24 protein-coding genes and 4 pseudogenes are annotated in these 25,871 nt (G+C 70.1%); 9 read left to right on the top strand and 19 right to left on the bottom strand.

Annotated features, from left to right (window positions below; genetic code table 11):
* Nucleotides 1-283 precede the first annotated feature (283 nt).
* Nucleotides 284-510, top strand: a pseudogene (locus AV521_RS49360) (ArsR/SmtB family transcription factor); the annotation flags it as partial.
* Nucleotides 511-527: 17 nt separating this feature from the next.
* On the opposite strand, the gene AV521_RS19740 reads toward AV521_RS49360, so the two are convergent.
* Together AV521_RS19740 and AV521_RS19735 are read right to left on the bottom strand one after the other, a co-directional pair.
* Nucleotides 528-1,160, bottom strand: a complete 633-nt coding sequence (locus AV521_RS19740; RefSeq protein ID WP_076089763.1) for a hypothetical protein — start codon at nt 1,158-1,160, stop codon at nt 528-530.
* Nucleotides 1,157-1,420: an SHOCT domain-containing protein gene (locus AV521_RS19735; protein WP_076089824.1), complete on the bottom strand. Its 264-nt coding sequence runs from the start codon at nt 1,418-1,420 to the stop codon at nt 1,157-1,159. The genes AV521_RS19740 and AV521_RS19735 overlap by 4 nt, the downstream gene beginning before the upstream one ends.
* 431 nt (nt 1,421-1,851) lie before the next feature.
* Here AV521_RS19735 and AV521_RS50985 point away from each other — a divergent pair.
* Nucleotides 1,852-2,008: pseudogene (locus AV521_RS50985) on the top strand (transposase); the annotation flags it as partial.
* 583 nt (nt 2,009-2,591) lie between these two features.
* Here AV521_RS50985 and AV521_RS49355 read toward each other — a convergent pair.
* The 3 genes from AV521_RS49355 to AV521_RS19720 form a co-directional block, all read right to left on the bottom strand.
* Nucleotides 2,592-2,753 carry a hypothetical protein gene (locus AV521_RS49355; protein WP_179023208.1) on the bottom strand — a complete coding sequence of 54 codons (162 nt, stop codon included), beginning with the start codon at nt 2,751-2,753 and terminating at the stop codon, nt 2,592-2,594.
* 147 nt (nt 2,754-2,900) lie between these two features.
* The gene (locus tag AV521_RS19725) at nt 2,901-5,285 is read right to left on the bottom strand and encodes a phosphoketolase (RefSeq protein ID WP_076089761.1); all 2,385 of its coding nucleotides are present in this window, start codon (nt 5,283-5,285) and stop codon (nt 2,901-2,903) included.
* Nucleotides 5,286-5,454: 169 nt separating this feature from the next.
* On the bottom strand, nt 5,455-6,660 hold the full coding sequence (locus tag AV521_RS19720) for a globin domain-containing protein (protein ID WP_076089760.1): 1,206 nt from the start codon (nt 6,658-6,660) through the stop codon (nt 5,455-5,457).
* Between the two features lie 570 nt (nt 6,661-7,230).
* Between AV521_RS19720 and ppk2 the strand changes: the two genes are divergently transcribed.
* Nucleotides 7,231-8,034 (top strand): polyphosphate kinase 2, encoded by an 804-nt coding sequence (gene ppk2 / locus AV521_RS19715; protein ID WP_076089823.1) that lies wholly within the window; start codon nt 7,231-7,233, stop codon nt 8,032-8,034.
* 44 nt (nt 8,035-8,078) lie between these two features.
* On the opposite strand, the gene AV521_RS19710 is transcribed toward ppk2, so the two are convergent.
* From AV521_RS19710 to AV521_RS19690, 5 genes are all read right to left on the bottom strand, one after another.
* Complete coding sequence (locus AV521_RS19710; RefSeq protein WP_076089822.1) at nt 8,079-8,984, bottom strand: universal stress protein; 906 nt, start codon at nt 8,982-8,984, stop codon at nt 8,079-8,081.
* Between the two features lie 163 nt (nt 8,985-9,147).
* Nucleotides 9,148-9,294: a hypothetical protein gene (locus AV521_RS49350; RefSeq protein ID WP_179023232.1), complete on the bottom strand. Its 147-nt coding sequence runs from the start codon at nt 9,292-9,294 to the stop codon at nt 9,148-9,150.
* 476 nt (nt 9,295-9,770) lie between these two features.
* Nucleotides 9,771-10,454, bottom strand: coding sequence for a response regulator transcription factor (locus tag AV521_RS19700; RefSeq protein WP_076089758.1), 684 nt, complete (start codon nt 10,452-10,454; stop codon nt 9,771-9,773).
* 520 nt (nt 10,455-10,974) lie between these two features.
* Nucleotides 10,975-12,132 (bottom strand): RNA polymerase sigma factor, encoded by a 1,158-nt coding sequence (locus AV521_RS19695; protein ID WP_076089757.1) that lies wholly within the window; start codon nt 12,130-12,132, stop codon nt 10,975-10,977.
* A gap of 8 nt (nt 12,133-12,140) precedes the next feature.
* Nucleotides 12,141-12,548 carry a YciI family protein gene (locus AV521_RS19690; RefSeq protein ID WP_076089756.1) on the bottom strand — a complete coding sequence of 136 codons (408 nt, stop codon included), beginning with the start codon at nt 12,546-12,548 and terminating at the stop codon, nt 12,141-12,143.
* Nucleotides 12,549-12,745: 197 nt separating this feature from the next.
* Between AV521_RS19690 and AV521_RS19685 the strand changes: the two genes are divergently transcribed.
* Nucleotides 12,746-13,708: a PLP-dependent cysteine synthase family protein gene (locus tag AV521_RS19685; protein WP_076089755.1), complete on the top strand. Its 963-nt coding sequence runs from the start codon at nt 12,746-12,748 to the stop codon at nt 13,706-13,708.
* A gap of 53 nt (nt 13,709-13,761) precedes the next feature.
* Here the strand turns inward: AV521_RS19685 and AV521_RS19680 are convergent, their stop codons facing one another.
* Both AV521_RS19680 and AV521_RS19675 read right to left on the bottom strand, forming a co-directional pair.
* Nucleotides 13,762-14,883: a hypothetical protein gene (locus tag AV521_RS19680; RefSeq protein ID WP_076089754.1), complete on the bottom strand. Its 1,122-nt coding sequence runs from the start codon at nt 14,881-14,883 to the stop codon at nt 13,762-13,764.
* Between the two features lie 194 nt (nt 14,884-15,077).
* Nucleotides 15,078-15,863 carry an SDR family NAD(P)-dependent oxidoreductase gene (locus AV521_RS19675; protein ID WP_076089821.1) on the bottom strand — a complete coding sequence of 262 codons (786 nt, stop codon included), beginning with the start codon at nt 15,861-15,863 and terminating at the stop codon, nt 15,078-15,080.
* Between the two features lie 261 nt (nt 15,864-16,124).
* On the opposite strand from AV521_RS19675, the gene AV521_RS19670 reads away from it, so the two are divergent.
* Nucleotides 16,125-16,814, top strand: a complete 690-nt coding sequence (locus AV521_RS19670) for a TetR/AcrR family transcriptional regulator (RefSeq protein ID WP_179023230.1) — start codon at nt 16,125-16,127, stop codon at nt 16,812-16,814.
* Between the two features lie 36 nt (nt 16,815-16,850).
* Here AV521_RS19670 and AV521_RS19665 read toward each other — a convergent pair whose 3' ends face one another.
* The gene (locus tag AV521_RS19665) at nt 16,851-17,672 is read right to left on the bottom strand and encodes a TrmB family transcriptional regulator (protein WP_076089752.1); all 822 of its coding nucleotides are present in this window, start codon (nt 17,670-17,672) and stop codon (nt 16,851-16,853) included.
* 327 nt (nt 17,673-17,999) lie between these two features.
* Between AV521_RS19665 and AV521_RS19660 the strand changes: the two genes are divergently transcribed.
* The gene (locus tag AV521_RS19660; RefSeq protein ID WP_305965176.1) at nt 18,000-19,169 is read left to right on the top strand and encodes a S8 family serine peptidase; all 1,170 of its coding nucleotides are present in this window, start codon (nt 18,000-18,002) and stop codon (nt 19,167-19,169) included.
* A 251-nt stretch (nt 19,170-19,420) separates the two neighbouring features.
* Here the strand turns inward: AV521_RS19660 and AV521_RS19655 are convergent, their stop codons facing one another.
* Nucleotides 19,421-19,666, bottom strand: coding sequence for a Smr/MutS family protein (locus tag AV521_RS19655; protein WP_076089751.1), 246 nt, complete (start codon nt 19,664-19,666; stop codon nt 19,421-19,423).
* Between the two features lie 290 nt (nt 19,667-19,956).
* Here AV521_RS19655 and AV521_RS19650 point away from each other — a divergent pair, with 290 nt between their 5' ends.
* On the top strand, nt 19,957-20,943 hold the full coding sequence (locus tag AV521_RS19650; RefSeq protein WP_256725629.1) for an urea transporter: 987 nt from the start codon (nt 19,957-19,959) through the stop codon (nt 20,941-20,943).
* A 208-nt stretch (nt 20,944-21,151) separates the two neighbouring features.
* Here the strand turns inward: AV521_RS19650 and AV521_RS48685 are convergent, their stop codons facing one another.
* The 3 genes and pseudogenes from AV521_RS48685 to AV521_RS19640 form a co-directional block, all read right to left on the bottom strand.
* Nucleotides 21,152-21,388, bottom strand: a complete 237-nt coding sequence (locus AV521_RS48685; protein WP_143658629.1) for a hypothetical protein — start codon at nt 21,386-21,388, stop codon at nt 21,152-21,154.
* A gap of 322 nt (nt 21,389-21,710) precedes the next feature.
* A complete protein-coding gene (locus AV521_RS19645; protein WP_256725628.1) occupies nt 21,711-22,073 on the bottom strand; it encodes a MarR family winged helix-turn-helix transcriptional regulator in 363 nt (120 codons plus the stop codon).
* Between the two features lie 252 nt (nt 22,074-22,325).
* Nucleotides 22,326-22,741: pseudogene (locus tag AV521_RS19640) on the bottom strand (transposase); the annotation flags it as partial.
* A 5-nt stretch (nt 22,742-22,746) separates the two neighbouring features.
* On the opposite strand from AV521_RS19640, the pseudogene AV521_RS19635 reads away from it, so the two are divergent.
* A pseudogene (locus AV521_RS19635) lies at nt 22,747-22,946 on the top strand (transposase); the annotation flags it as partial.
* A 141-nt stretch (nt 22,947-23,087) separates the two neighbouring features.
* On the opposite strand, the gene AV521_RS19630 reads toward AV521_RS19635, so the two are convergent.
* The gene (locus AV521_RS19630; protein ID WP_179023228.1) at nt 23,088-23,987 is read right to left on the bottom strand and encodes an NADP-dependent oxidoreductase; all 900 of its coding nucleotides are present in this window, start codon (nt 23,985-23,987) and stop codon (nt 23,088-23,090) included.
* Between the two features lie 635 nt (nt 23,988-24,622).
* Between AV521_RS19630 and AV521_RS19625 the strand changes: the two genes are divergently transcribed.
* Nucleotides 24,623-25,102: a DUF3574 domain-containing protein gene (locus tag AV521_RS19625; RefSeq protein WP_256725627.1), complete on the top strand. Its 480-nt coding sequence runs from the start codon at nt 24,623-24,625 to the stop codon at nt 25,100-25,102.
* A 62-nt stretch (nt 25,103-25,164) separates the two neighbouring features.
* Here AV521_RS19625 and AV521_RS19620 read toward each other — a convergent pair whose 3' ends face one another.
* Nucleotides 25,165-25,827 carry a hypothetical protein gene (locus AV521_RS19620; RefSeq protein WP_076089747.1) on the bottom strand — a complete coding sequence of 221 codons (663 nt, stop codon included), beginning with the start codon at nt 25,825-25,827 and terminating at the stop codon, nt 25,165-25,167.
* Nucleotides 25,828-25,871: the final 44 nt, after the last annotated feature.

Here is a 25,871-nt window from a genome sequence, read left to right as displayed (position 1 = left end):
GCTACGGGCCGCCCCCGGTCACCACGGTCGGTGGCAGCCGTACGCCCATGCCGCTGGTGGAGGCCGTCGAGGCGGCCGGGCTCACCGGGCGGAGCGCAAGCTTTCCCACGGCCCGCAAGTTGCGCGCTGTTGCGGAACGCCGTGGCCGTCGTCAACGCCATGGAGAGCGAACCGGCCAGCCGCAAGGACCAGTTCATGCTCACCGTCGCACCCCGCCTCGTGCTCGACGGTGCCGTACTGGCCGCAGCCACGATCTGCGCTGACACCATCCGGGTTCTTCCGGATGCGGGGGCATCCGGTGCGTATCCGGGTGCTGGAGCTGCTGCAGGACGGCCCGAAACCGGTGCGAGAACTGCTCGCGGCATCGAGGTCGAGCTGTCGAACCTCTCATAGCAGCCGACGGTGCTGCGCCGCTCCGGGATCGTCACCGCCACTCGCACCGGCACGACGGTGGTGTACGAACCGGCCGGCGATCATGTGGCCGAGCTGCTGACCGCCGCCCGCCGGATTCCCGCCCGCGGGTTTCGTCATGTCTTGTTGGGCTGCTCTCGCATCTGGATGAAGCGGCCGTGCCAGGCGTGGTACCAGACGTCACCGGTGCCGGAGTTGACCGAGAGCATACCGACGATGCGGTCGCCGCGGAGGGTGTGCAGGGTGTAGTAGCCGGGGAACCGGTCGGGTTCGGCGGCGTGCAGACCGGTGTGGTGCTCGCTCAGCCAGCGGTCGGCGATCCGCACCGCCTGGTCGGGCGCGATAGCCACGGCGCCGGATTGGCGGGGGCCGGGCATCATGCCGTAGGCGGTGTTCCACATCATGGCCGGGCCGAACTCCAGCCGGACCGTGCCGCTGCCGGGGTCGATGAGGACCTCGGTGGCGCGGCCGCCGTCAGAAGCGAGGAGCTGGGCATAGTAGCCGTTGCTGAACTGCATGACCTCCCCGACGCGCAGACCCCACCGGTCGGCGAAGCGCGCCGCGGCGCGGTCGGCGTCAGACAGGTTGTGCACTGCTCCACTGCGGGTCACCACGCCCATCATCGCCCTGGGACCTGACTGCCAGGAGGGAGAGCCGCCGCCCGCCGCCCAGACCAGGGAGACGATCAGCGCGGCCACCGCGGCGACCAGCACCGTCAGCGGAAGCCAGCGCCCACGGAACCCGGTCATCCCGGCCCCCGCTGGTACACGGCCAACTGCTTGCGGGCCTCGGTATAGGTGTCCGTGTCGATCTCGCCCGAGGCGTAGCGGCGGTCGAGGATCTCCTCGGGTGTCTCTTTCGGCGCAGGCCCGCGACTGGTGCCTTCGCCACGAGACGCGGGGTGCTGAACGAGACGGATCACCGCCCACACCGCCAGCGCAATCAGCGCAATCCACAGCAACGGCATGAAGGCCATCCACGCCCAGCCGCCGCCATCCCAGTACATCACCGCAGCCCACCTCCCCACGAGGCTCCTGCTATCTGCTCTCTCCACTCTCCGCACAAGCCCTGGACGACGGGAGGGCCCTTCGGCCCCCACGCCGGACCACTCGGCCTCGGCGCACGACTGGTGTCGCTCGGGCCACGTCCAGGTGAGTCCGAGCCCGGGGATGTGCACGGTTCAGTGACGCCGACGGCCGAGTGCGGCCGGGTCGCCGCCAGGCGGCCACCAGATCCTCCAAACTTGGTGGACAGCAAGTCAGGCAGGCCGAGCTTGCGTACATCGTTCGGCCTGTCGATCTCCGTCAGCAACGAGTCCAGCCGATTGCGGGTACCGCGGGCGAGCGTCCCGGAGAAGCCCGACCTCCGCCGGGAGCTGTGCCCGAGTGGTGAACACCTCTGAGCCCGGCCCCGTCAGGGGTCTGGGAGGATGGATCTCCTATGGTGATGAAGGTCTACTCGCCCAAGTTCAAGGCGGACGCTGTCGGGCTGTGCCTGTCGGACCCGAGCCGCACCTTCGAGGGCGTCGGCAAGGACCTGGGGATTAGCCGGAAGACGCTGCGCAACTGGGTGCGGGCCGAGCGGGTTCGCCGCGGCCAGGCCGACGCCATGATCAAGAGCACGAAGGACGTCCCGGTGAGCGAGGCCATCCCCACACACGCGATCGCCGCCAACACCGTCGGCCCCGTCGCACAGACGCACAGACGCACAGACGCACAGACGCACCGCGCGATTCTGCGCCGCGTTGAGGACGGATGCCGGCAGGTGTTCGCGGCGAAGCGGTACACCGCCGTTCGGCATCGACACCTGCCCACAGACGACGCAGCGCACCATGGAACGGTTCGCCGACCGCGACCTACATCCGTTCGTCGACAAGGACGGCTGCACATGGCATCCGTACTGCACAAAAGCTGCGTGCACCGTCGACTGACTGGACGCAACGAACCGTAAAGCCACCGTCGCAGGTGACCTTCGCTGCCGCAAGGTCGATACTGCCCACAGACGGGACAGGCGGCCCCCTCCATCGGGTAGCCGCCAATACCTGACGCCCCGTCACCGAAATCCGCACTGAGTCAGCAACAAACTCGCCACGACCAGCCGCGGACCGCAGCGCTCCGCCAAGATCAAATACCGCACTCACCACTGGCGACCTGCGATGACGCAGGTCCTGAGCTCTAGTGCTAAGCCCCCGAGGAGACACCGACGAAGATGTAGACGAACGTCATCGAACCGGCGAACCTGGTGATGGCGTCGGCAACACGGAGCTGGACATCTTCGGCACGCTTGGCGTGATGGGCGATCACCGCCGGGTGGTGCCGGACCTCGGTCGCGGAGTGGCTCATCTCGTTGCACCTCTCATATGGGCGATCGTGCTGACGGTACCCGAGGGCCGTCCGGCGGTGATCAATACCCTCTGCTGCCTGCACGCGCCCCGGCGGCCCTGTCGGGCATCGCATCGCCGGGGCGCGCCCGGGACAGGACCCGGCTGCTCAGCCGTCCCAGGTCCAGTCGGCCACCTCGGGCAGGTCCGTGCCGTGTTCGCGGATCCAGTCGTGGTGGCGCTTGCGGGCGTCTTGCATGTGCTGGCGTACGGCCGCGGCGCGGACCGCGAGGCCGGGGACACGGTCGATGACGTCCATGACGAGGCGGTACCGGTCGAGGTCGTTGCGCACGACCATGTCGAACGGCGTGGTCGTGGTGCCGATCTCCTTGTAGCCGCGCACATGCAGGTTGCGGTGACCGTCGCGCCGGTAGGCCAGACGGTGGATGAGCCACGGGTAGCCGTGGTAGGCGAAGAGGACCGGCTTGTCCGGGGTGAACAGCCCGTCGTACTCGAAGTCGCTCATCCCGTGCGGGTGTTCCTCGCTCGGCATCAGCCGGGCGATGTCCACGACGTTCACCACCCGCACCGCCAGTTCCGGCAGATGGCGGCGCAGCAGTTGGGCGGCGGCCAGAACCTCCTGGGTGGGCACGTCGCCGGCGCAGCCCAGCACGACGTCCGGTTCGCGTGAGCCGTCGTCGGTGCCGGCCCACTCCCAGATGCCGACGCCCCGGGCGCAGTGGGCCTCGGCCTGCTCCATCGACAGCCAGTCGAAGCAGGGCTGCTTGCCGGCCACGATCACGTTGACGTAGTCCCGGCTGCGCAGCGCGTGGTCGGCCACCGACAGCAGCGTGTTGGCGTCCGGAGGGAAGTAGACCCGTACGGCCTCGGGGCTCTTGTTGAGGATGTGGTCGACGAAGCCGGGGTCCTGGTGCGAGAAGCCGTTGTGGTCCTGGCGCCACACATGCGACGTGAGCAGGTAGTTGAGCGAGGCGATGGGGGCGCGCCAGGGCAGACGACGGGTCGTGCGCAGCCACTTGATGTGCTGGTTGACCATCGAGTCGACGATGTGGACGAACGCCTCGTAGCAGGAGAACAGTCCGTGCCGGCCGGTGAGGAGGTAGCCCTCCAGCCAGCCCTGGCAGGTGTGTTCGGAGAGGATCTCCATCACCCGGCCGTGCCGGTCGAGGTGTTCGTCCACCGGCAGGGTCACGGCCTGCCAGGCCTTGCCGCTGGCGGCGTAGACGGCCTGGAGGCGGTTGGAGGCGGTCTCGTCGGGCCCGACGAGACGGAAGTCGCGGCGTTCGGCGGTGGCCCGCATGACGTCCTGGAGCATGTCACCGAGGACGCGCGTCGGCTCGTGCAGCGTGGCGCCCGGCTTGTCGACCTCGACGGCGTGACGCTCCAGCGGAGGCAGCGGCAACTCCCGCAGCAGCAGGCCGCCGTTGGCGTGCGAGGTGGCGCCGAGCCGACGAGTTCCTTCGGGGACGCAGGCCAGTACCTCGGCGCGGGGGGCGCCGTGCTCGTCGAAGAGTTCCTCCGGGCGGTACGACCGCAGCCACTCCTCCAACTGCCGCAGATGCTCCGGGTTGTCCCGTACGGCGGCCAGCGGGACCTGGTGGGAGCGCCACGTGCCCTCCACGGGCAGGCCGTCGACCTCGGCAGGGCCGGTCCAGCCCTTCGGAGTGCGCAGTACGATCACCGGCCATCGGGGCCGGTCGGTGACTCCGCCTTCGCGCGCGGCGCGCTGGATCCCGGCGATGCGGTCCAGGGCGGTGTCCATGGCCCGGGCCATCGCGTGGTGGACGACACCCGGGTCGTGGCCGGTGACATGGATCGGGTCGTGGCCGTAGCCGCGCAGGAGCTCGTCGAGTTCCGTCTCGGGCAGCCGGGCCAGCACCGTCGGGTTGGCGATCTTGTAGCCGTTGAGGTGCAGGATCGGCAGCACGGCGCCGTCGTCGACCGGGTCGAGGAACTTGTTGGAGTGCCAGGACGCGGCCAGCGGGCCCGTCTCCGCCTCGCCGTCACCGATGACACAGGCGACGAGCAGGCGGGGGTTGTCAAGGGCGGCCCCGTACGCGTGCGAGAGCGAGTAGCCCAGCTCGCCACCCTCGTGGATGGAGCCCGGCGTCTCCGGGGCGACATGACTGGGCACCCCGCCGGGGAAGGAGAACTGCCGGAACAGCCGGGCCATGCCGTTCGCGTCGCGCGTGATGTCGGGATAGGTCTCGGTGTACGACCCCTCCAGCCAGGAGTTGGCCAGCACGGCGGGACCACCGTGTCCTGGGCCCCAGATGCACAGCGCCTCCAGATCGCGGGCCTTGATGACGCGGTTGAGGTGGGTGTACACGAGGTTCAGGCCGGGCGAGGTGCCCCAGTGGCCCAGCAGCCGCGGCTTGACGTGCTCCGGGCGCAGGGGCTCGGCCAGCAGTGGATCGGCCATGAGGTAGATCTGTCCGACGGACAGATAGTTCGCGGCGCGCCAGTGGGCGTCCAGGGACCTCAGTTCGTCATCCTCCAGCAGGGCGGGCGCCTGCTGCGTGTCGACGGACATCCGAGTTCCTTTCCTTCGGTCGAACTGTCGGGGAATCAGGTATGCCGGTCTGTACGACCCACCCTCCGCCGCCACGCCGAGAACCCGACAGGGGCCGTTCGGGCTACTCCGCGAGAGCCGACCGAATGGAGCAACGCGGCGACAGAAGTCCGGCGATGTCGCTCTCAGGTCAGCCCTCGGCGTGGGCCAGCCGCAGGTCGGGCCCGAAGACCTCGTAGCGGATGCTGCGCGCGGGGACGCCGGCGTGGAGCAGCTGGGTGCGCACGCCTCGCATGAAGGGGACCGAGCCGCACAGGTACACATCGGCGTCGGCGGGCACATCCAGGCTGTCGAGGTCCATCAGGCCCCGATGGGAACCGGGTTCGTCGGTCGCGTCCTGTTCGTACCAGAACTCGGCTCGCCCGTCCGGCAGTTGCTCCACCAGGCGCCGGGTCTCGGCGCGCAGGGCGTGGTCGGCCGGGCCGCGGTCGGCGTGCAGGACCCACACCGGCCGGGTCGAGCCAGTGGCTGCGAGGTGTTCGAGCATGCCGACCATCGGGGTGCAGCCGATGCCGGCGGAAGCGAGCACCAGCGGGGTCTCGGCGTCGTCGAGGACCACGTCTCCGAACGGAGCCGACAGGGTGAGCTCGTCACCGGCCCGTACGGTGCGGTGCAGCTGGTTGGAGACCTCGCCCTCGGGGGCACCGGCGACGCTCGCCACCCGCTTGACGGTGATACGCCGCAGACTGTCGCCGGGGGCGTTGGACAGGCTGTACTGGCGGGTCTGGTGGATGCCGTCGGGCATGAACACCCGGACGCTGACGTACTGGCCGGCTCGCGCCTGCGGAAGGGGGCCGTCGTCGGCTGGGCGCAGCAGGAAGGAAGCCACGTCCGGGGTCTCCTCCCGCCGCTCCACCACGGCCCATTGCCGCCACGGCTTGCGCGGGTCCACCTGTGCCTCCTGGTAGTGGCGGGCTTCCTGGGCTATGAGCGCGCCGGCCATCAGCCAGTACACCTCGTCCCAGGCGGCGGCCACGTCCGGCGTGACCGCCTCCCCCAGTACGTCGCCGATCGCGCGGAACAGGTACTTGTGCACGATGGTGTACTGGTCCTCGGTGACGCCGAGCGCCGCGTGTTTGTGGGCGATCCGGGACAGCAGCGCTTCCGGCCGGGCGTCGGGGTCGGCCAGCAGGGCCTGGGCGAAGCCCGCGATGGATGCGGCCAGGGCTCGGCGCTGCTCGCCGCTGGCCTGGTTGCCGCGGTTGAACAGGCCGTCCAGCAGCTCAGGCTGCTCGGTGAACATGGTGTGGTAGAAGCGCGTCGTGATCTCGTCCAGGGCCCCGCCGACGGCGGGCAGGGTGGCGCGGACGACAGCGGCCGACTCGGGCGAAAGCATGGGACTCCTCGGAGACACAGGGGTGCAGGCACGGAGAGGGACGGTGGTCACCGACCCAGCCGGTATCCGTCGCGCGGATCCGGCGGGCACATCGATGGTTGCGATGGAGCCCGCCCCGGGAACAGGGCCGAACTTCCCTGCGGACTGGGCCTGTCGGTCCGGTCCCCGGCGGAGCGTGTGCCGGCCGGCGGTCTGCTCATGCCAGGGGTGCCTTGAGTAGGCCGCGTCGGCGGTCATCCAACCGAGGGTGAGGAACGCGTAGTCGGCGTCGGCAAGGTCGTAGGTGCCGGGCCGGGCCACCGGACGTCCTGGATGCCCGCCTCCGCGGGGTCGAGGGCCGCGCGGGGACAGAGGTACGGCTGATCCGGCCGGAGGATCCGGCCGGAGCCGTTGATGCCGGCTCGTACGGTCATGGTGGTGAACCGTCTTCCGGTCAGGGACCTCAGGTAGTCCGGTTGCGGTCGCCGGGACCGGCGGTGGCGTACGTTCTTCGCGGGAACGTACGGTGGCGTCCTGGTGCCCGGTATGTGGTGCGTGAGTGACTCGGTGAGTCGTCGGGTGGTGAAGGGCATGTCCGGTAAGAAGACGGCGAAACTGACGCGTGAGGTGTACGAGAAGGAACTGCTGCGCCTGCAGACGGAGCTGGTGAAGCTGCAGGAGTGGGTTCGGGCCGAGGGTGCCCGGCTGGTCGTGGTCTTCGAGGGGCGCGACGCGGCGGGCAAGGGCAGCACCATCAAGCGGGTCACCGAATACCTCAACCCGCGTGTGGCGCGCATCGCGGCACTGCCCAAGCCGACCGAGCGCGAGCGCACACAGTGGTACTTCCAGCGGTACGTGGAGCATCTGCCGGCCGGCGGGGAGATCGTCCTGTTCGACCGGTCCTGGTACAACCGGGCCGGCGTCGAGCACGTGATGGGCTTCTGCACGCAGCAGGAGCACCAGCTCTTCCTGCGCCAGTGCCCGATCTTCGAGCGGATGCTCGTGGAGGACGGGATTCTGCTGCGCAAGTACTGGTTCTCGGTGAGCGACAGCGAGCAGCAGGAGCGTTTCCGGCGCCGTCTGGAGGATCCGCTGCGCCGCTGGAAGCTGTCGCCGATGGACCTGGAGTCGATCACCCGGTGGGAGGCCTACTCCCGGGCCAAGGACGAGATGCTGGTACACACCGACATCACCGAGGCGCCCTGGTACATCGTGGAGAGCGACGACAAGCGCCGTGCCCGCCTGAACACGATCGCCCATCTGCTGGACTCCGTGCCGTACCACGAGGTGCCGCCGCAGGTCCTGGAGCTTCCGCAGCGGCCACCGTCGACCGGCTACGAGCGCCCGCCGCGGGATCTGCAGACCTACGTCCCCGACCACACGGCGGGCCTCTGAGCAGCCGGTCATCTCGTCTCACGCCACTCCTGCGGGTTGGTGTGTCAGCCGTGTGAGACGACGGCGACGGGGGCGGTGGCGTGGTGCAGGACGGCGTGGGTGACCGTGCCGATGTGGGCACCGACCCCGGAGCGGCGGACGCGTCGGCCGACCACGAGCAGGCCGGCCTCGCGGGAGGCGTCGGTCAGGAGGAGCGAGGGGCTGCCGCAGCGGGACTCCGTGATCACCTCGACGTCGGGGTACTTCTGCCGCCATGGGCTCAGCACCTCGTCCAGGGCGGCGGCGTCGCTCCGCGCCACAGTCTCGGTGACCTCGGGGTCGGCGGCCATGCCGTAGGCGTAGTAGTAGGGCGGGTTCCAGCCGTGCACCACCCGTAGCGGCACCTCGCGGCGTGCGGCGGCATCGAAGGCGAACTCGATCGGCGCCGCGTCCGGGTCGGCGGTGTCCAGTCCGAGCAGGACGGGTCGGAACGGTGCGGCCGCGGCGAGGCTGCCCGCCCGGTCGCTCTCGTGCCCGTCCGCGGCCTGCTCGCCGGCACGAACCAGGACGACGGGCCGTTCGGTGTGCGCCACGACCGCGAGACCGACCGAGCCGACCAGGAAGCCGCCGATCCCGCCCAGGCCGCGCGAGCCGAGGACGAGCAGGTCGGCGTCCTTCGCGGCGGTGACCAGGGCTTCGGCGGGCCGTCCGGAGAGCTGTTCGGTGGTCACGTCGATGCCTGGGTGGCGCAGCCGCAGGCCTTCGGCTGCCTCGCGGAGGATCTTCTCGGTCCAGTGCCGGTAGGCCTCGACGCCCCGGAGCGGGGCCTGGGCCATCGGTTCCGGTACCGGTTCCCAGACCTGGACGAGTGTCACCGGCAGTCCGCGCAGCGTGGCCTCGCGGGCCGCCCATTCGGCCGCGGCGCGGCTCTCGGGCGAGCCGTCGAGGCCGACGGTAATGGTGCGGGGCATGTTCTCCACCTCCTGAATCGGCATCCCGAGGGGACCCGATTCCAGGGTCGTGTTCGGGGGGTTCTGCGAGGCAGGGGCCACTGGTCCTTCAGTAGGGACCATGGGCCCCGCGTGCGGGTCGGCGGGACGGGTCCGGGGCGGGATCCTTCCCGCCGGGTGCGGATCAGCGCAGCCAGGTGCGATCGCGGACGACCGGCAGCCGCACCCGCAGGTGGCCCAGGCCCCGGGCGGTGCCCGCGCGCGCTGCCGTCAGGGCGATCAGCGCGACGGCGTGGATCACGTGGGAGTCGGTGAACGGATTCGTCGACATGCGCGGTGATCCGTCCGACAGGTGCTTGGCGGGGGCCACTTGGCGATCCACCTCAGCACCATCATCGCCGTGAGGCTCCTTGCGCGAGTGGCTGGGGACGGGGCTCAGTCAGCCCAACTGGCCCACTGCTCAGGCCCGTTGACAAGGAATCAAGGGCCGTTCGGCCCACGGCACGGCCCTGTCGGCCCCTCGTCGGCAGCGCGCCGAGCCCGACAATGGAAGCCACGAACTGCAGCCGGTCGCTCGTATGACGCGGTGTCAACAGGCCTGGCTCGCATACCACGTCCTTACGGCTCGTTCGAGCTGGGGCGGTTCTTCCGCAGGCCCCGGGAGCCGTGAGGACATCCGCGCGGGCTTCGTGTCGGGGGAGGCACGATCCTCTCGCCACGGCCGCCGCCCTCGTCGATGTCGGGGGCGGCGGCCGCTTTCGGGTGCCGGGGAATTCAATCAGCGGTGGCTGCCTACGTCTTCGGCGCTCAGCGACCGTCCCGCCTCCGCCGGTCCTGGACCTGGGTGGCGATGACAGCGGCCTGGATGCGGCGCTCCACGCCGAGCTTGGCCAGCAGGCGCGAGATGTGGTTCTTCACCGTTTTCTCGGCCAGGTAGAGGCGCTCGCCGATCTGGCGGTTGGTCAGGCCTTCACCGATCAGGGCCAGGATCTCCTGTTCCCGGTCGGTCAGCCCTTGCAGGCCGTCCGGCTCCTCCTCCCGCTGCTGACCGCCGCGCAGCCTGGCCATCAGCTTGGTGGTGGCGTTCGGGTCGAGGAGCGACTGGCCCGCGGCCACGGTGCGTACGGCTGACACCAGGTCCGAGCCCTGGATCTGTTTGAGGACGTACCCGGAGGCGCCCGCCATGATCGAGTCCAGCAGGGCCTCCTCGTCGTCGAAGGAGGTCAGCATCAGACAGGCCAGCTCGGGCATACGGGAGCGCAGCTCCCGGCACACGCTCACGCCGTCACCGTCGGGCAGCCGGACGTCCAGCACCGCCACCTGCGGGCGCAATGCGGGAACGCGGACGACGGCCTGCGCCACCGTGCCGGCCTCGCCGATCACGCTGATGTCCGGTTCGTCGTCCAGCAGGTCGCGCACGCCACGCCGTACCACCTCGTGGTCGTCCAGCAGGAAGACCCGGATCGGGCTGCCCTGCTCGCCGTCCGCCATCGCATGCTCCTCGCTCCGCGGTCCATGCCGATGCCGTTCGTGGACGGGATCGGCCTCGCTCGCAAGATCCTTCCCCCGTCAGGGGCGAACGGCCAGGGCCGGTCGGCCCTCTTTCCCGCACGGTCTTTGCGGGCTGGAGACCGCGTCCGACCCGTCACCCGTGATCGTGTCAGCTCACTGCGCAAGAGAGGGCCCTGCCGGGACTGGTGCAAGGGCTTCGGAGAGGCGCACGTACATCTCGAATGCGCCATCCAGACCCGCTGCGCTCGCTACTCGCGCGGCGCGCGCCGAGGACACCCGCGGCCCGGACTGCCTCGAACGGGTCGAGAAGGAACCGTGCACCGGCCGGGCCGGTTTCGGTGCATCGGCCCGTTCAGCCACGGACCGACGGCGCGCCTGCCCGGGCACTGAGCACGCCTTGCGGCAGGTAGGCAGATCCCACGTGCAAGTCCCAGCCGTGTACCTGGACTGCCAGTGCGGCCGACACCCGATCATGATCACGCCAGAGGTGAGCTCGCGCTCAGGGGCTGGACGTGGATGAGCGGTGGGAGTTGAGTCGGGCGGCCTGGCGGGTCAGGTGGTCGCGTTCGGCGAGGTTGGGTGCCTTTCGGGCCGCCTCGGCGTACAGCTTGGCCGCCGTTGTCAGGTTGCCCGCGCGTTCGTGGAGGTAGGCCGCCACCGCGGTGTGGCGGGGCAGTGAGTCGTGCAACTCCGCGAGCGCCGCCAGGCCGGCACGCGGTCCGTCGGCCTCGCCGATGGCGACGGCGCGGTTGAGCCGTACGACCGGGCTGTCGGTCAGGTGCGTGAGCTCGTCGTACCACTCGACGATCTGCACCCAGTCGGTCTCCTCGGCGGCGGGCGCGTCGGCGTGGAGTGCCGCGATGGCGGCCTGGGCCTGGAACTCGCCCAGCCGGTCCCGGGCGAGTGCCGCTTGCAGGATCTCGACGCCCTCGGCGATCAACCCGGTGTCCCACCGGCTGCGGTCCTGGTCGGCCAGCGGCACCAGACTGCCGTCGGACGCGGTACGGGCCGCTCGCCGGGCGTGGTGGAGCAGCATGAGGGCGAGCAGCCCGGCCACCTCGGGGTGGTCGATAGCGGCCGCGAGCTGCCGGGTGAGCCGGATGGCCTCGGCGGCGAGGTCGACGTCGCCGGAGTAGCCCTCGTTGAAGACGAGGTAGAGGACGCGCAGCACGGTCGCGACGTCGCCGGGCTGGTCGAACCGTACGCCGGAGACGGTGCGCTTGGCCCGGCTGATCCGCTGCGCCATGGTCGCCTCGGGCACGAGGTAGGCCTGGGCGATCTGGCGGGTGGTCAGGCCGCCGACGGCGCGCAGCGTCAGTGCGACCGCGGACGCGGGCGTCAGCGACGGGTGGGCGCACAGGAAATAGAGCTGGAGCGTGTCGTCCACCGCGGGCGTGGGACCGGGCGCCGGCTCCTCGTCGACGAGGTCCTCACGCCGGCGGCGGGCGGTGTCCGCCCGGGTCGCGTCGAGGAACCGGCGCCAGGCCACGGTGACCAGCCAGCCCTTCGGGTCCCGCGGCGGGTCGGCCGGCCAGGCACGGACCGCCTCGACCAGTGCGTCCTGCACGGCGTCCTCGGCCGCCGCGAAGTCGGCTCCGCGGCGGACGAGGATCCCGAGGACGCTCGGCGTGAGGCTTCGGAGCAGGGCCTCGTCCACAGTGGTGGTCACTCGGTGATGGTGTGCGACGCGGCCAGGAACGGGCGCACCTCCAGCCACTCGTGGATCGGCTTGCCGCCCGCGCCGGGGGCGGCCGACAGTTCCCCCGCCAGCTCGACGGCGCGCTCATAGGTGTCGACGTCGATCACCATCCAGCCGGCGATGAGGTCCTTGGTCTCGGCGAACGGACCGTCGGTGACCGGCGGACGCCCCTCACCGTCGTACCGGACCCATGCCCCCTCGGGGGCGAGCGCCTGGCCGTCGACGAACTCTCCGGTCTTCTCAAGCCGGGCCGCGAAGTCGTTCATGTACTGCACGTGCGCCGAGATCTCCTCAGGCGTCCACTGGTCCATGGGCACGTCGTTGATCGGAGCCGGAGCGCCGCGGTAGTGCTTGAGCAGCAAGTACTTGGCCATCGTCGTTCTCCTCGGTGCTGGTGCGCCCCATTGTGGTCGCGTTCACCTCGGGGACGGAGCCGATCACGGCTTCTCGACATCACCGTCGGAAGTTTTTTGGGCTCTCGTGGATGAGTCACCTTCGTTCGGTATGGAAGTATGAGCGTTCGACTTGACGAACAGCGCTTCACAGCGATCCGATCAGTGAAGGACTGACGATGAACGACGTGCTGCCCTCCGTCGTGGAAGCCGTCGGGGCGACCCCGCTGGTGCGGCTCGACCGGATCACGAGCGGGCTCGACGGGACCATCCTGGCCAAGCTCGACTATCTCAACCCGGGCGGGTCCAAGAAGGACCGTGCCGCGAAAGGGATCATCGAGGAGGCCGAACGCTCCGGACTGCTCGGGCCCGGGCAACCCGTAGTCGAGCTGACCAGCGGCAACATGGGCACCGGACTGGCCATCGTGTGTGCCGTCAGGGGCCATCCGTTCATCGCGGTGATGTCCAGGGGGAACTCACCGGAACGAGCCCGGATGATGGCCGCGCTCGGCGCCGAGGTGGTCCTCGTCGACCAACTGCCCGGCTCCGTACCAGGGCAGGTTTCGGGCGGAGACCTGGAACTGGTCGACGCCGCGGCGCAGGAGATCACCCGGAGCCGGGGCGCGTTCCGCGCCGACCAGTTCCATCGCGACGGCAACTGGCTCGCCCATTACCACGGCACAGGCCAGGAACTGTGGCAGCAGACAGGCGGCGCCCTCGACGGCTTCGTCGACTTCCTCGGCTCCGGCGGGACATACGCGGGCGTCACCAAAGCCCTCAAGGAGCACAACCCGGCCGCGCTCTGCTACGTCGTCGAACCGGCCGGCGCCGCGGTCGTGGCCGGCCGGCCCCTCACCCACCCCGATCACCCGATCCAGGGAGGTGGCTACGCCATGAGCGACCTGGACTTCCTGACGGGTGTGCCGATCGACGGCTTCGTCCAGGTCACCGGTGCCGAGGCGCGAAGCGCCGCCCGCCAACTGGCCACCCGGGAAGGCATCTTCGGCGGCTACTCCTCCGGCGCCAACCTCGCCGCGGCCCTGAAACTGCTCGACGGCCGGATGCGGGGAAAGACCCTCGCCATCATCATCTGCGACTCCGGGCTCAAGTATCTCTCCACCGACCTGTGGGCCGACGTCTGAGACACCGCAGGACACCCAGGCACAGGCACCGGGTGAGCCACATCCCTCGTGGCTCACATGGTCGCCCGGGTGGGCGCCGGCGTCGTTGCCTTCGGCTCGGCGCGGTGGCGGGCCGCGCGGTCCAGTGCGTACTGGGCGGTGAGGCAGGCGGCGGTCCAGCAGGCCAGGAGGGTCAGCCCGGCCGCGAGGTGCGCTGCGTGGAAGTACGACGCTCCGCGCAGGGCACGGACGGCGATACCGGGTGGCATGCCATAGGCGAGGGGCTCCAGCCAGCTGGGCAGGTACTGCGGGGGCAGGATGCCGCCGCTGGATGCGTTGCCGAGGATGAGTAGGGCGATGGAGGCCAGCGGGATCCCGGCGGGCCCACAGGCGCGCATGATCAGGCCGGCGGAGGCGGCCAGGGCGAAGGCGAGCAGGGCGGTCACGGCCGCGGTGGTGGCGAAGGGGGCGGGGATCGCGCCGAGGCCGAGGCAGGCGATGGCGGCCACGGTCACGCCGGAGGCGACGGAGAAGGCGGCCATGCTGGCTGTGCGTGCCGCGAGGGCCATGCGGGGGGCGATCTGGTACGAGGACACGGCGAACAGGTAGCCGGCCAGGACGACTCCGAAGCAGGAGTAGAAGATCGACAGTCCGCGGGAGTCTTCGTGGGCCAGCGGTACGACATCGGTCACGGGGATCGGGTGGCCGAGCGCGGCGGTCAGTGTGGCCTGGACCGAGCCGGTGGCGGAGGGTCCCTGGGCACCGGCCACCAGCAGCTTCAGGTTCTGGTGCGCATCGGTGACGAGGGCGGCGGGGACCTCGTCATGCCTGATCGCGGTGCGGGCGGCCGCTGCCGTGGGGTAGCGGTGGAAGGTCATGGCCTGGCGGTCGAGGTCGTTGATCTCGAGTTCGACGCGGGCTGCGGCGCTGTCGGACGCGGCTACGCCCAGGGGCAGCCCGTGGGAGGTCGGCGCGTGGAACGCCGCGAGGAATACGGCGATGAACGCGGCGCCGACGAGCAGCGAGGTGATCACCGGGACGGTGATCGCTTTGCGGGGCGGGGCACCGGAGGCGAGGACCGGGGCGGGTATGCCGTGCTCGGTGTCGTCCAGGTGGTGGGGCTGGCGGTCGGCGTGGGCCGCGCGGTGGCGCGGCCGGCTGGGCTCGACGGCTGCCGGGGAGTTCAAGGGGGGCATGGTCTCTTCTTGTCGACGTCGGCTCGGCTGTGCCGACCGGGTGGTCGCGTGGGTGGTCACGGAAACCGGCGCGGGCCTGGGCCGGCGGATGCTGGTCTCCGCAGGAGGGCACGGGGGGCGGCTGCTCGGGGTGGTCTAGGGCCTGTCCGGCGGATCCTGTCGCAGACGCGGGGGCCTGATCTGCCGGACAGGCCCTAGAAGAAGCCGCCGTCGACGGGGAGGGTGCGGCCGGTGAGGTAGGCGGCGTCGTCGGAGGCGAGGAAGGCGTATCCGGCGGCGACTTCCCGCGGCTCGGCGAGGCGGCCGAGCGCGCCGTGGACCTCGAGCCACTGGGGCAGGGGCATGGTGCCGCGGAGTGCGGGGTGCTGGTAGCCGGGGGCGTGTTCGGCGGCCATGTCGGTCGCGGTGCCTCCCGGGGCGATGGCGTTGATGGTGATGCCGCGCTGTCCGAGCTCGGCGGACAGGTTGAGGACCATCGCCTCCACGGCCGCCTTGGACGCCGCGTACAGAGTGTGGCCGAAGACCGCGCGGGAGGCGCTGACGGACGAGGTGAGCACGATCCTGCCGCCGGCGCCCATGTGGGCGGCCGCGTGCTGGGCGGCGAACAGCTGGCCGCGGGTGTTCACGGCGAAGACACGGTCGAAGTCGGCCGAGGTGATGTTCTCCAGCGCGTCGAAGTGCTCGACGCCCGCGCACGAGGCCAGGACGTCGAGCCGGCCGAACTGGTCCATGGCTCGCTCGAACAGGGCCCTGGTCTGGTCGGGTTCGGCGACGTCGGCGCGTAGTGCGACGGCGCGGGCGCCCTCGGCGCTGAGGGCGGAGACGACTGCCTGTGCCGCCTGCTCGTTGCCCCGGTAGCCGATCACGACGGCGGCCCCCTCGGCGGCCAGCCGCGTCGCGACCGCCGCGCCGATACCCCGGCTGCCGCCGGTGACGACGGCGACTTTGCCTGTGAATCGCGAGCAGTGCCCTGCGGTCATCGGATGTGTTCCTTCCACTGGTGGGTGCGCCGCGCCGAGCTCCGCCCTTCGCCCGGTGCCGTCGTACACCGCGCAGGCGTGGCTGACGTGCAGCGCGTACACGGTGCTGACCTGCACCGCGTAGGCGCGGCTATGGCAGCGGGCGCCACGGCTCCGCTGTGGCGGCACGCCGAGGCTAACACTAACCGCAGGGATTCCTTCACTTATGGAGGTGTCGTAGTCTCTCGGCTGGCAGGCCACGACGACAGCAGGGGTGAACCAGTGACCGCCCGACCGGCCCAAGGGCGCGCGACCGCGCGGTTGCGCACCGACGCGGCTCGCAACCGCGCCCAGATTCTGAGTGCCGCCCGCAGTGCCTTCCTGGAGGCAGGGACCGCCGTTCCGCTGGAAGAGATCGCCCGTCGTGCAGGCGTGAACATCGCCACTCTCTACCGGCGCTTCCCGAACCGCGAGGCGCTGATCGCACAGGTCGTCGTCGACGGATTCGGCATCGTGCTGGACGCCGCACGGGCGGCGGCGACGTCAGCGCGGACGGATCCGCCCGCTGCCGTCCAGGCGTTCCTGCAGAGCGTGGTCGACAGCCGGGACATGCTCGTTCTGCCCCTGATCGGCGGCCCCCAGACCGACGCCCCGGAGGCACGCGAGCTGCAACGGGACATCGCCGCCGCCCTGGAAGACGTCCTCGAGCAGGGGCGCCGACACACCATGATCCGTGCGGACGTGACGGCAGTGGACCTGATCACCACCGCCGCGCTGCTGTGCCGCCCCCTCCCCCACCTTCCTCCCCAGCAGGCCGCCGCACTGACGGCGCGTCACCTCGGCGTCTTCCTCGACGGACTACGTCCCGACCCCTCCATCACCCTGCCCCCGCCCCCGAGCCACCAGGAAATGGCCGACCACCTCCTCGCGGGCCCCGCCGAGTCCACCCCGAGCCGAAACGGACGGGACTGACGGGGGAACGTCGGCGTCCAGGACACCCCCCGAGGATTACGGCGCCACGCTGGACTCCGGGGCCGGCGCGGCGTCCTTCCAGACGGTGTGGAAGGCCAGCCGCAGGCAGCCTGCGAGGGCCGGATGCTCGATGAAGAGGGTGGTGGTGGAACCCGCGCCGGCCACCGGGTCGGGCATGTCGCACAGGACCAGGGAAGCGTCGGCGATGACGAGCTTCAGGGGCAGTTCCGGGGCGAAGCGGGCCTCCTCCCCGGCTGCGGCGAAGCGCCGTACATGCTCGACCGTCTCGGGGTCGTCCAGGGCCTCGTCGAGGTAGAGCGCCCGGACGGTACCGCCCGCCCGGTGGAGTCGGTGGACCACCGCCAGGCCCTCCGTGTTCTCGGCGGGGGCGACGAACGGCGGCTTGCAGAAGGTGAGCAGCTCATGCCGCGCCTGCCGCTGGATGTCGGCGAAGCGCTCGGAGATCGCTTTGGGGTCGCGCAGGATCTCGATGTAGTCCAGCGGATCGGTGTGCTCCCGCCCCTGGGACCAGAGCGGCTGCAGGACACCGGCCAGCTCCTGCGAGACCCGCTCCAGCCGGTCGACGGACTCCCGTTGCACGGTCATCAGCCGGGCGAGGGCCAACTCGGGCGTGACGGCGGAGTATGTGGCCACCCGTCCGGCGTGTGCGATGACCAACTGCCGCCGTACGAGCGCGTCCAGCACGTCGTACACACGCTGGCGCGGCACGTCGGCTTCCCGTGCCACCTCGGCCGCCGTGTAGGAACCACGCCTGATGAGGGACAGGTAGACCCGTGCCTCATACCGGGGCAGCCCCAGTGACATGAGGTCGTTGATGGTTCCATCTTTCAGCTCCATGGCTGCACAAGGTATATGCCCGCGCTGAGAAGTTGGAGGCAAAGTTTTTCCAACTGCCTCTGTTCTCTTCGGCAAACAGTCAATAACCTCATCCATAGCCACCACTGACCGTGGTGGCAGCATCAGCAGTATGCCCGGAAGCAGGTTCCGCACGGCTACCCCCAACGGAAAGCGCTTGTCATGTACGTGGCATCGCCGCCCGGCCGCCGTCACGGAGCCACCCATCCCCCCACGGAGGGCAGTTCATTGCATTCTCATCGCAGAAGGAACTCCATACGTCGCGGCGCGCCCGCGCTCCTGTCTGCAGCAGCTCTGATCACCGGCGGTGTGGCCATCGCCACTCAGTCGTCGGCCTTCGCGACGACGACCCCCGCATCATCCACGGCCTCGACGGTGCAGACGCACCGGCTCTGTTCCCAGCCGAGCAAGCCCGGCTACATGGCCTGCCAGGCAGAGGTCCGCACCGACCTCGCCCCGCAGAAGACCCTCGGCCGGCACGACACCCCCAAGGGCTTCGGACCAGCCGACCTGCAGGCCGCGTACAACCTCCCCAAGGACGGCGGCAAGGGCGCCACCGTCGCGATCGTCGACGCGAACGACGACCCGAACGCCGAGAAGGACCTGGCGGCCTACCGGTCCCAGTACGGCCTGCCGGAGTGCAGCACCAGCAACAGCTGCTTCAAGAAGATCGACCAGGACGGCGGCTCGAACTACCCGACGCCCGACGCCGGTTGGGCCGGAGAGATCTCCCTCGACGTGGACATGGTCAGCGCGGCCTGCCCGCAGTGCAAGATCCTGCTCGTCGAGGCCAAGTCCGCGAACATGGACGACCTCGGTGCGGCCGTGAACCAGGCCGTCAAGCAGGGCGCCAAGTACGTGTCCAACAGCTACGGCGGCGGCGAGGAGTCCAACGACACCTCCGCCGACGACAAGTACTTCAAGCACCCCGGCGTCGCCATCACCGTCAGCTCCGGCGACAGCGGATACGGCGTCGAGTACCCGGCGGCCTCCCAGTACGTGACCGCCGTCGGAGGCACCTCGCTCAAGAAGGACAGCAGCACCCGCGGCTACTCCGAGTCCGTCTGGGGCACGTCCGCCGGCGGCAACGGAGCGGGCTCGGGTTGCTCGCAGTTCGACGCCAAGCCGTCCTGGCAGAAGGACACCGACTGCGGCAAGCGCAGCGTCGCCGATGTCGCGGCCGTCGCCGACCCGGCCACCGGGCTCGCCGTCTACGACACGTACCAGGCAAGCGGCTGGAACGTGTACGGCGGCACCAGCGCCTCCTCGCCGTTCATCGCCGGTGTCTACGCCCTCGCGGGCGCCCCGGGCGCCAGTGACGTCCCGGCCTCGTACCCCTACGCCCACCCGGACAAGCTGAACGACATCACCGAGGGCTCCAACGGGTCCTGCAGCAACTACCTGTGCAAGGCGGGCAAGGGTTACGACGGTCCGACGGGCCTGGGTACCCCGAACGGTGTCGCGGCCTTCACCAAGTAAGCAGAACATGAGTCCCACGCGGCAGGCCTGAGGCGACACCAACGGCCACCGGCCGTCGCTCACGGCTCCGCGGCACTTCGCCCCGTCGGTCCTCCGGCGGGGCGAAGTGCTGCCTTCGGCTGTGCCGAAGAACCTTGGGCATCCGTCGCGAGCGATCTGAAAGATGCCGCCGGCCGTGCAGCGCACCGCGGGCAAGCCAGTCGGCTTCGTGCCGGAACGGGCCTCTCACCAGGTACGACATCCGCTGCTGATCACTGGAAGTAGATGAGAATGCGTCCGGTGTTGCCGCTGTCGACCTCACGCCGGACGTACAGCTTCCTGATGTGCTTCTGATCCAGGAACGCGAGAACCCGGGCCTTCAGCCGCCCGGAGCCCTTGCCCGGAATGATCTCCACGACCCGCTCGCCCGAGTTGTTGGCTCTGAAGAGGAACTGGCGCAGCGCAAGTTCGATGTCGCGGTTGTTGCGGAAGATCGGGTGGAGATCGAGCGACAACATGCGGAGCCTCCTGGCGATGCGGCACGGGCGAGAGTCACCGCCGTAGAGCCTGCCATGCAAGAGGGGCCTTTGCCTCCGTGCTTCCATGCACCTGCTTCCATGGTGGTGCAATGTCGCATCGTGGAAATATGATGCCGCGAAGCGGAAAATATGACCTTGGGGGCTTGGGTATGCGGCGCCGCATGCGGATGGATGTGCACGGCTGCAGAGATGTGTCCGGGAAGGGGTGGGACAGGCGATTGCCGGCCCGTCCCCATGGGCGGGAACCGAGACGCGGCCTGGAGTTCGGGGTGCGCGTGCTGCGCGGCCTCGCCCAGGTCATGTTCCTGGACAACGCCTGGTCAGGCACTGTCTTCGGCCTCGCGTTGTTCACCGCGGACTGGCGGTACGGCGCCTACGGTGTGGGCGGCGCCGCTCTCGGCACCGGTGTCGCATGTCTGCTGGGCGTGGCCCGCGACCGGGTGCGGGCGGGGCTGGAAGGCTTCAACTCCTGTCTGATCGCGCTGTGCTTCGCCGTGTTCCTCGATGCGCGGAGGCCGGCCACGGCACTGCTCGCGGCCGCGGCCTGCCTCGTGGTCACCGTCGTCACGGCGGCCGTCGTCCAGCTGCTGCACGTCTGGAATTTGCCGACGCTGACCCTGCCCTACTGCCTGCTGGCGGGCGCCGTCACCGTGGCCGCGCCCGCCTTCCAGCGGATCTGGACCCGTGGCGGCAGCGTCGCCGCGCTGCCCCACGCGGCATCCGGACCCACCATCCTTGGACCGTACGACGTGGCAGGAGCGTTCTTGCGCAATCTGTCCCAGGTCTTGTTCATGGATCAGTGGTACGCGGGGGCTCTGCTGCTCGCGGGCCTCTTCCTGGCGAGCCGGGCAGCGGGGTGCGTGGCCTGTTGCGGCAGCGCGACGAGCATCCTGACGGCGTGGGCGCTCGGGGCACCGGCCGCACGGATCGCCGACGGCACGATGGGCTACAACGCGGTGCTCGTCGCATCGGCGCTGTGCGGGGTGTTCCTTGCGGTCACCCGAAGGACGCTGCTGTACGCGCTGCTCGGTGCCGCGACCGCGACCGCCCTCACCCCGGCCGTCGCCGCCCTCCTCGCCCCTTCCGGCGGCCACGCGTTCACCTGGCCGTTCGTGCTCACCACACTCGGCTTCCTGCTGGCCGCCCGCCGCTTTCCGCACCTGACCGTCCCGAGCGCCGACCGCGGTCCGGACCGTCCCGCCGACCCACTCCGCGACGACCGAGCCGCCGCCCGGAGGCAGCTCGGCTCCGCCTGAACGAGGTCCCGCTCGACTGGATGGACTGCCGCTGCGGTCGCCGCCCCAGCCGGAGCAGTGGGCGCGGAGGCCGTCGGTCGTAGTCGGCAGGGCGGTCAGGGCCAGGGATCGTGCCCCTGTTCCTGACCGCCCTGGGGTGGTTGGACTTCTTCCATGTGCGGTTGTGCGGTTGTGCGGTTTGCGGGCAGGAACTATCGCCCGTTGTCCGTCAGTTGCAGAAGTTGAGGAGGTCGAGGAGGCCGTTGCCGCACTTGTTTTCCTCCCCTCCCCCGCCGCCGCCGTAGGCCGGGGCGGCCTTTGTCACGACGTGCGTGGCGGGCGTCGCGGCCACGGCGGATGTGGCAGTCGCCACCCCCGCCGCACAACTGATGCCCACGGCGGCACACACCGCGAATACTCGCGGAATCCGGGAAACGGTCTTCTTGGGGTGAGGTGTAGTGATCATGAAATCACCATGCACACGCTCGCGACCGGTGTCGCGCCGAGCGCATCCGAGCGGGTGAGCAGCCCCACCAGAGGCGGATCAGAACTCGTATCCGGGTTACCCACGCGCGAAGTTCGCCGTGAAGCAAGGCGTCCCGGGACCGTCGCGCGGGCGAGCAGGCCCTCCCTTTCGGCGCCGTCGGCTCCCCGGGGCGCGGCGGCACGGACGGTCGCGGTCGCTTCACCTGCCCTGGCCGCGTGATGGCGCGGGACCCGTGACGATGACCTCACGCTGAAGCTCGGCCACTCGGTGCAGAGCCGTCCTGAAGGCGGCGTACTCCCACTCACCCAGTGCCCTCGCATGGCGCTCCTCGATGGCGCGCATGATCGAGGCGGCGGTCTGCATCTGGAGGAGGCCACGTTTCGGTGGGGTGGATCAGTTTGGCGCGGCGGTCCGCGGGGTCGGGTTTGCGTCCGAGGTCGTCGACGAGGGAGCCGATGACTTGCATGTGCTGTCCCGAGGCGCGGGCGAGTGCGCTGGGCCGGATGCCGTCGGTGCGCAGGTGGGCCAGGACGGCACCGGCGCGCGGCTGGATGTCGTCGAAGCCCTGCTCGGCGAGGGCGGTGAACAGTTCGCGTTGGACGGAGAAGAGGACCTGGGCCGCGAGCACGCCGAGGTCCGGCTCTGGGGTCGGGTGCCCTGTCAACGCCTCTCCCCTGTCGACGCTCGCCGCTCGTCCGCCGCTGGGCTGTCTGGCCGGCGAATTCACCGCCCGTCCGGCGGAACCGTTCGTCGCCGTCCGGCTCGCTGGCCAGGCCCGGACATCGCGGCCTCGACCCCCTCGCGCCATACCCGTTCCTCGCCGCTCCGCATACCCCAACCACGGTGGAGTCCTGCTCCCTGATGCCTTGCGCTGGTTGTGGCGGTCGGATGATCGCCCGGACCAGCCGGTCGGCTGGGGCGGGGCCACTGCGCAGAGGCGCCGGTCTCGGACCAGGGCCCAAAGCACGTTGACTCGGCGGCGGACGAGAGCGATCACGCCCTGGGTACGGCGTTTCTCCTCGGCCGGCTTTCGGTCGCAGAAGGTTCGGGAGTTGGGTCGTAGCGGACGCTCATCAGGGCGGACATGTAGAAGACTCGCTGGAGACCTCGGTGGCAGTGGCGGGGGCGGTGCAGGTTGCCGTTCCGCTTTCCGGAATCATTCGGTGCCGGAGCCAGGCCGGGAAAGGCCGCGAGTCCGTCCGGGCTGTCGAAGGCCGTGCGGTCGTCGCCGATCGCTGCGAGGAACTCGGCGCCCGGCAGCGGCTCGATGCCGGGCATGCCGGGCACGATGTCGGCCAGCTCGTGGGTCCGGAAGCGGGCCTCGATGAGCCGGCATTTACCGCGACCAGGTCCGCGATCGGGGCGTCGTGCCTGCGATCGCCCGGCGCGGCACTCGCCACGGCACCGGACTGGGCACCTACCGATGGGTGATCGAGCGGAGTTTCGCGTGGCTGCGCGGCTTTCGAAGTCTGCGGATCCGATGGGAACGACGGGCTGACACCACGAAAGGCTCCTCAAGCTCGCCTGCTGCCTGATCACCCATGGGCCGCGGCGCGGCCCCGGCGTGAGCAAACCTCGCCAGCCCTCCTCGGTCGCCCACCCTCAGCCTGACGACTTCTCGATCCGCGCCCGGCGGGCACCGTGGCCCAGCATCGGGATCGGGCGGTGCCCGGTCGGATCATGCTCGGGTGAGCACGATCTTCTTACCGCCGGCCCGTCCGGTAACCACCCGGGCGAACGCAGCGGGTCCCTGGCTCAGCGGCAGGGGTTCCGGTGCGAGTTTCAAGGTCTCCGTGGCAACCTGCTCCGCCAGCTGGACAAGCTGCGTGGCGTTGGGCTCGACGTAGAGGTCCCAACTCGTGATGCCTCGTTCCTCCGGAGGCGCGTCCGAGGTCAGGGAGCACAGCCGGCCGCCGTCCCGCACCAAGGGCAGGGCGGCTTCCGCCGTGCTGGTGGCGATGATGAGGGCGGCGTCGAACCCGCCGCGTACCTTGGCCGACCAGTTCGGGTCGTGGTAGTCGACGACCTCCATCGCTCCCAGACCGAGCAGGCGCTGTGCGGCGGCAGTAGACGCGGTCGCGGTCACCTCGATGCCCTTGGCCGCGGCGAGCTGGACGGCCAGGGCTCCGGTGGCCCCGCCTCCGTTGGTGATCAGGAGCCGCTGTCCTCGGCTGAGGTCCAGCTTCTCCAGGGCCTGCAACGCGGTGAGCCCGTTGACCGGCAGCGCCGCCGCGTGCACGGCGTCCAACCCGGGTGGGCAGGCTGCCGTGTGATCCGCGTTGATCAGAACGCGTTCGGCCCAGAAGCCGCTTCCCCCGGGCAGCGGGGCCTCGTGTGCGAGCACCCGGTCGCCTACGGCAAACCCGGTGACACCCGCGCCGACCGCCAGCACCTTGCCCGCGCCCTCGACCCCCAGCGCCGCCGGGGGGTGCAGCCCCACGTCCCAACCAGCGCCGTTCAGCAGTTCGTCCCACGGGCCGACCCCGGCCGCCTCAACCGCCACCAGGATCTGACCGGGCCCGGGAGATGACGGTTCGGGCAACTCCAGCAGGGCGACTTCCTTCTCGGCCCCGGACACTCCGCACGCCTTCACAGCAGATCTTTGTCCTCTCACTCAGTCCGACCGACCGGTAGGTACGGGCCGGAAACCCACAGCAGGCACCAGTGTCGACCTCGGGATCCCCTACAGAGTTCGCTTGCGGTCTCAGCCGCATCGGTGTCGAGCCTATGCAGCCAGTTGCCCGGGCATCTGGTCCATTTGAAGAGTGACCAACTGGGCCAATCGTGGAATAGACCTGCACCTGGACCTTGGGTCGGGTGCGGGCGTAAGTCACCGTGTTCGAATGGCGTACGTCACCGTGTCCGAACAGGGAAAGCGGCCCTCACGCTGCGGCAGCAGCAGCGCACTTCCCAATCCGCCGGCCGGGGCCGTCGTGGGGCGCCGGGCGGCCGAGCCACTCCAGCCATGGACGGCAGCCAGCCAAAAGCCACTCCCGGCTCCCCCAGGCGGTCTGACCGTACAAAGGGCTCGACCATCCCGTCCCTGGAACGTCAGGCCAACTACCGCTGCGAGTCACGTCCGTCGGCGCGCTGCAAGCAAGCCGCTCAACCACCACTCGACAAGGTGAACGGGCCTTCGAGAATCGGCGTGGTCAGCGCAACTGCCGCTAATTTCCGAGGGAATTGCCGGACGAGATCACAAGGACCATGCCCGTGTCACGCAAAGCCACCCCCCGCATTCGCACGACCGTATTGGCCCTCGGAACCGCACTCCTCTGCGCGAGCGCCCCCGCCGCCTACGCGACGTTTGTCGACGGAGGCGGGCGCCCGGCCCACGTCTCGGCGCCCGACAGAGCACCGGGTAAGCCCTACATCAAGACCGAGCTTCTGTTCGGAACGGCCAAGCCCGACGGTGGCTCTCCGGTGACCGGCAAGCAGTTCCACGCTTTCGTCGACGAGTTCATCACTCCGCGCTTCCCGGCCGGCCTGACCATCGAGGATGCTTCCGGCCAGTACCGGGACTCGCACGGGATCATCGAACGCGAGCGCTCGTACAAGCTCACTCTCCTCTACCCGCTGAACGAGGCCGACGCCGACAGCGGCAAGATCGAGAAGATCCGTGCCACCTACGACAAGCGGTTCCGACAGGAATCCGTGGCCCGCGTCGACGACACCGAGATCGTCGACTTCTGATCGGGCCACCTCACGAGCGGGCGTGGCCGGCAGCACGCTGTCCCACGTTCCGTGTCCGCCGGTCACATCCGCCGGGCGAAGACCATCCACGCGACGCCGAAGGTGCCCAACAGCCCGGCCCAGGCCAGCTCCAGGACGTTGCCGAGCAGGACGCCATGGACCACCATGACGAACGGGACGGTCAGCCACAGCCATCCGAAGTTCGGGAACGCGATCAGTTCCGACGGCCGCCCGCTCACGCCCGCCCACGACGCCAGGCCCAGGAACAACCAGGCCCCGCTCAGCCGCCAGGCCATCGAGTCCGAGGAGGGCGGGGAGTAGGTCTCGGTGTGGCCGTCCACCGTCATGCGTACCACCGCACCGTGCCAGCTCCGCAGGTCCACGGGGTCGCCCCGGTGTGCATCCTGGTACGTGCCCTCGTCGACGCCGAGCCACTGCGTGCGGTCCGGGCGGCGCACCCGAACCTCGTACCTGGTGGTGCAGTGCTCGACGCCGTTGCTGTCCGTGGTGCAGGACTCACTGGTGCGCCGGTCGACGACCGTGCCCGGCGCCGGCAGCAGACAGCCGTGGTGGGCCGTGCCGTGGCAGACGGACGCGTGCCGGAAGTCCATGACGTCGTCGTACTGCCCGGCCGCCCATAACGCACAGACGACGATCCCGCCCGCCGCCGCCAGGAGGATCAGCACCCGCAGCCACGGCCACAGCGGCTCGCGCCAGAAAGTCATCGTCGCGTCCCCCGAGCTTCTTCGCCGATTGGGTCGCTCTCCAA

Origin of the sequence: Streptomyces sp. IMTB 2501 (assembly GCF_001953885.1) — a bacterium.
Classification (GTDB): domain Bacteria; phylum Actinomycetota; class Actinomycetes; order Streptomycetales; family Streptomycetaceae; genus Streptomyces.
This window is presented reverse-complemented; position numbering and strand designations above follow the sequence as displayed.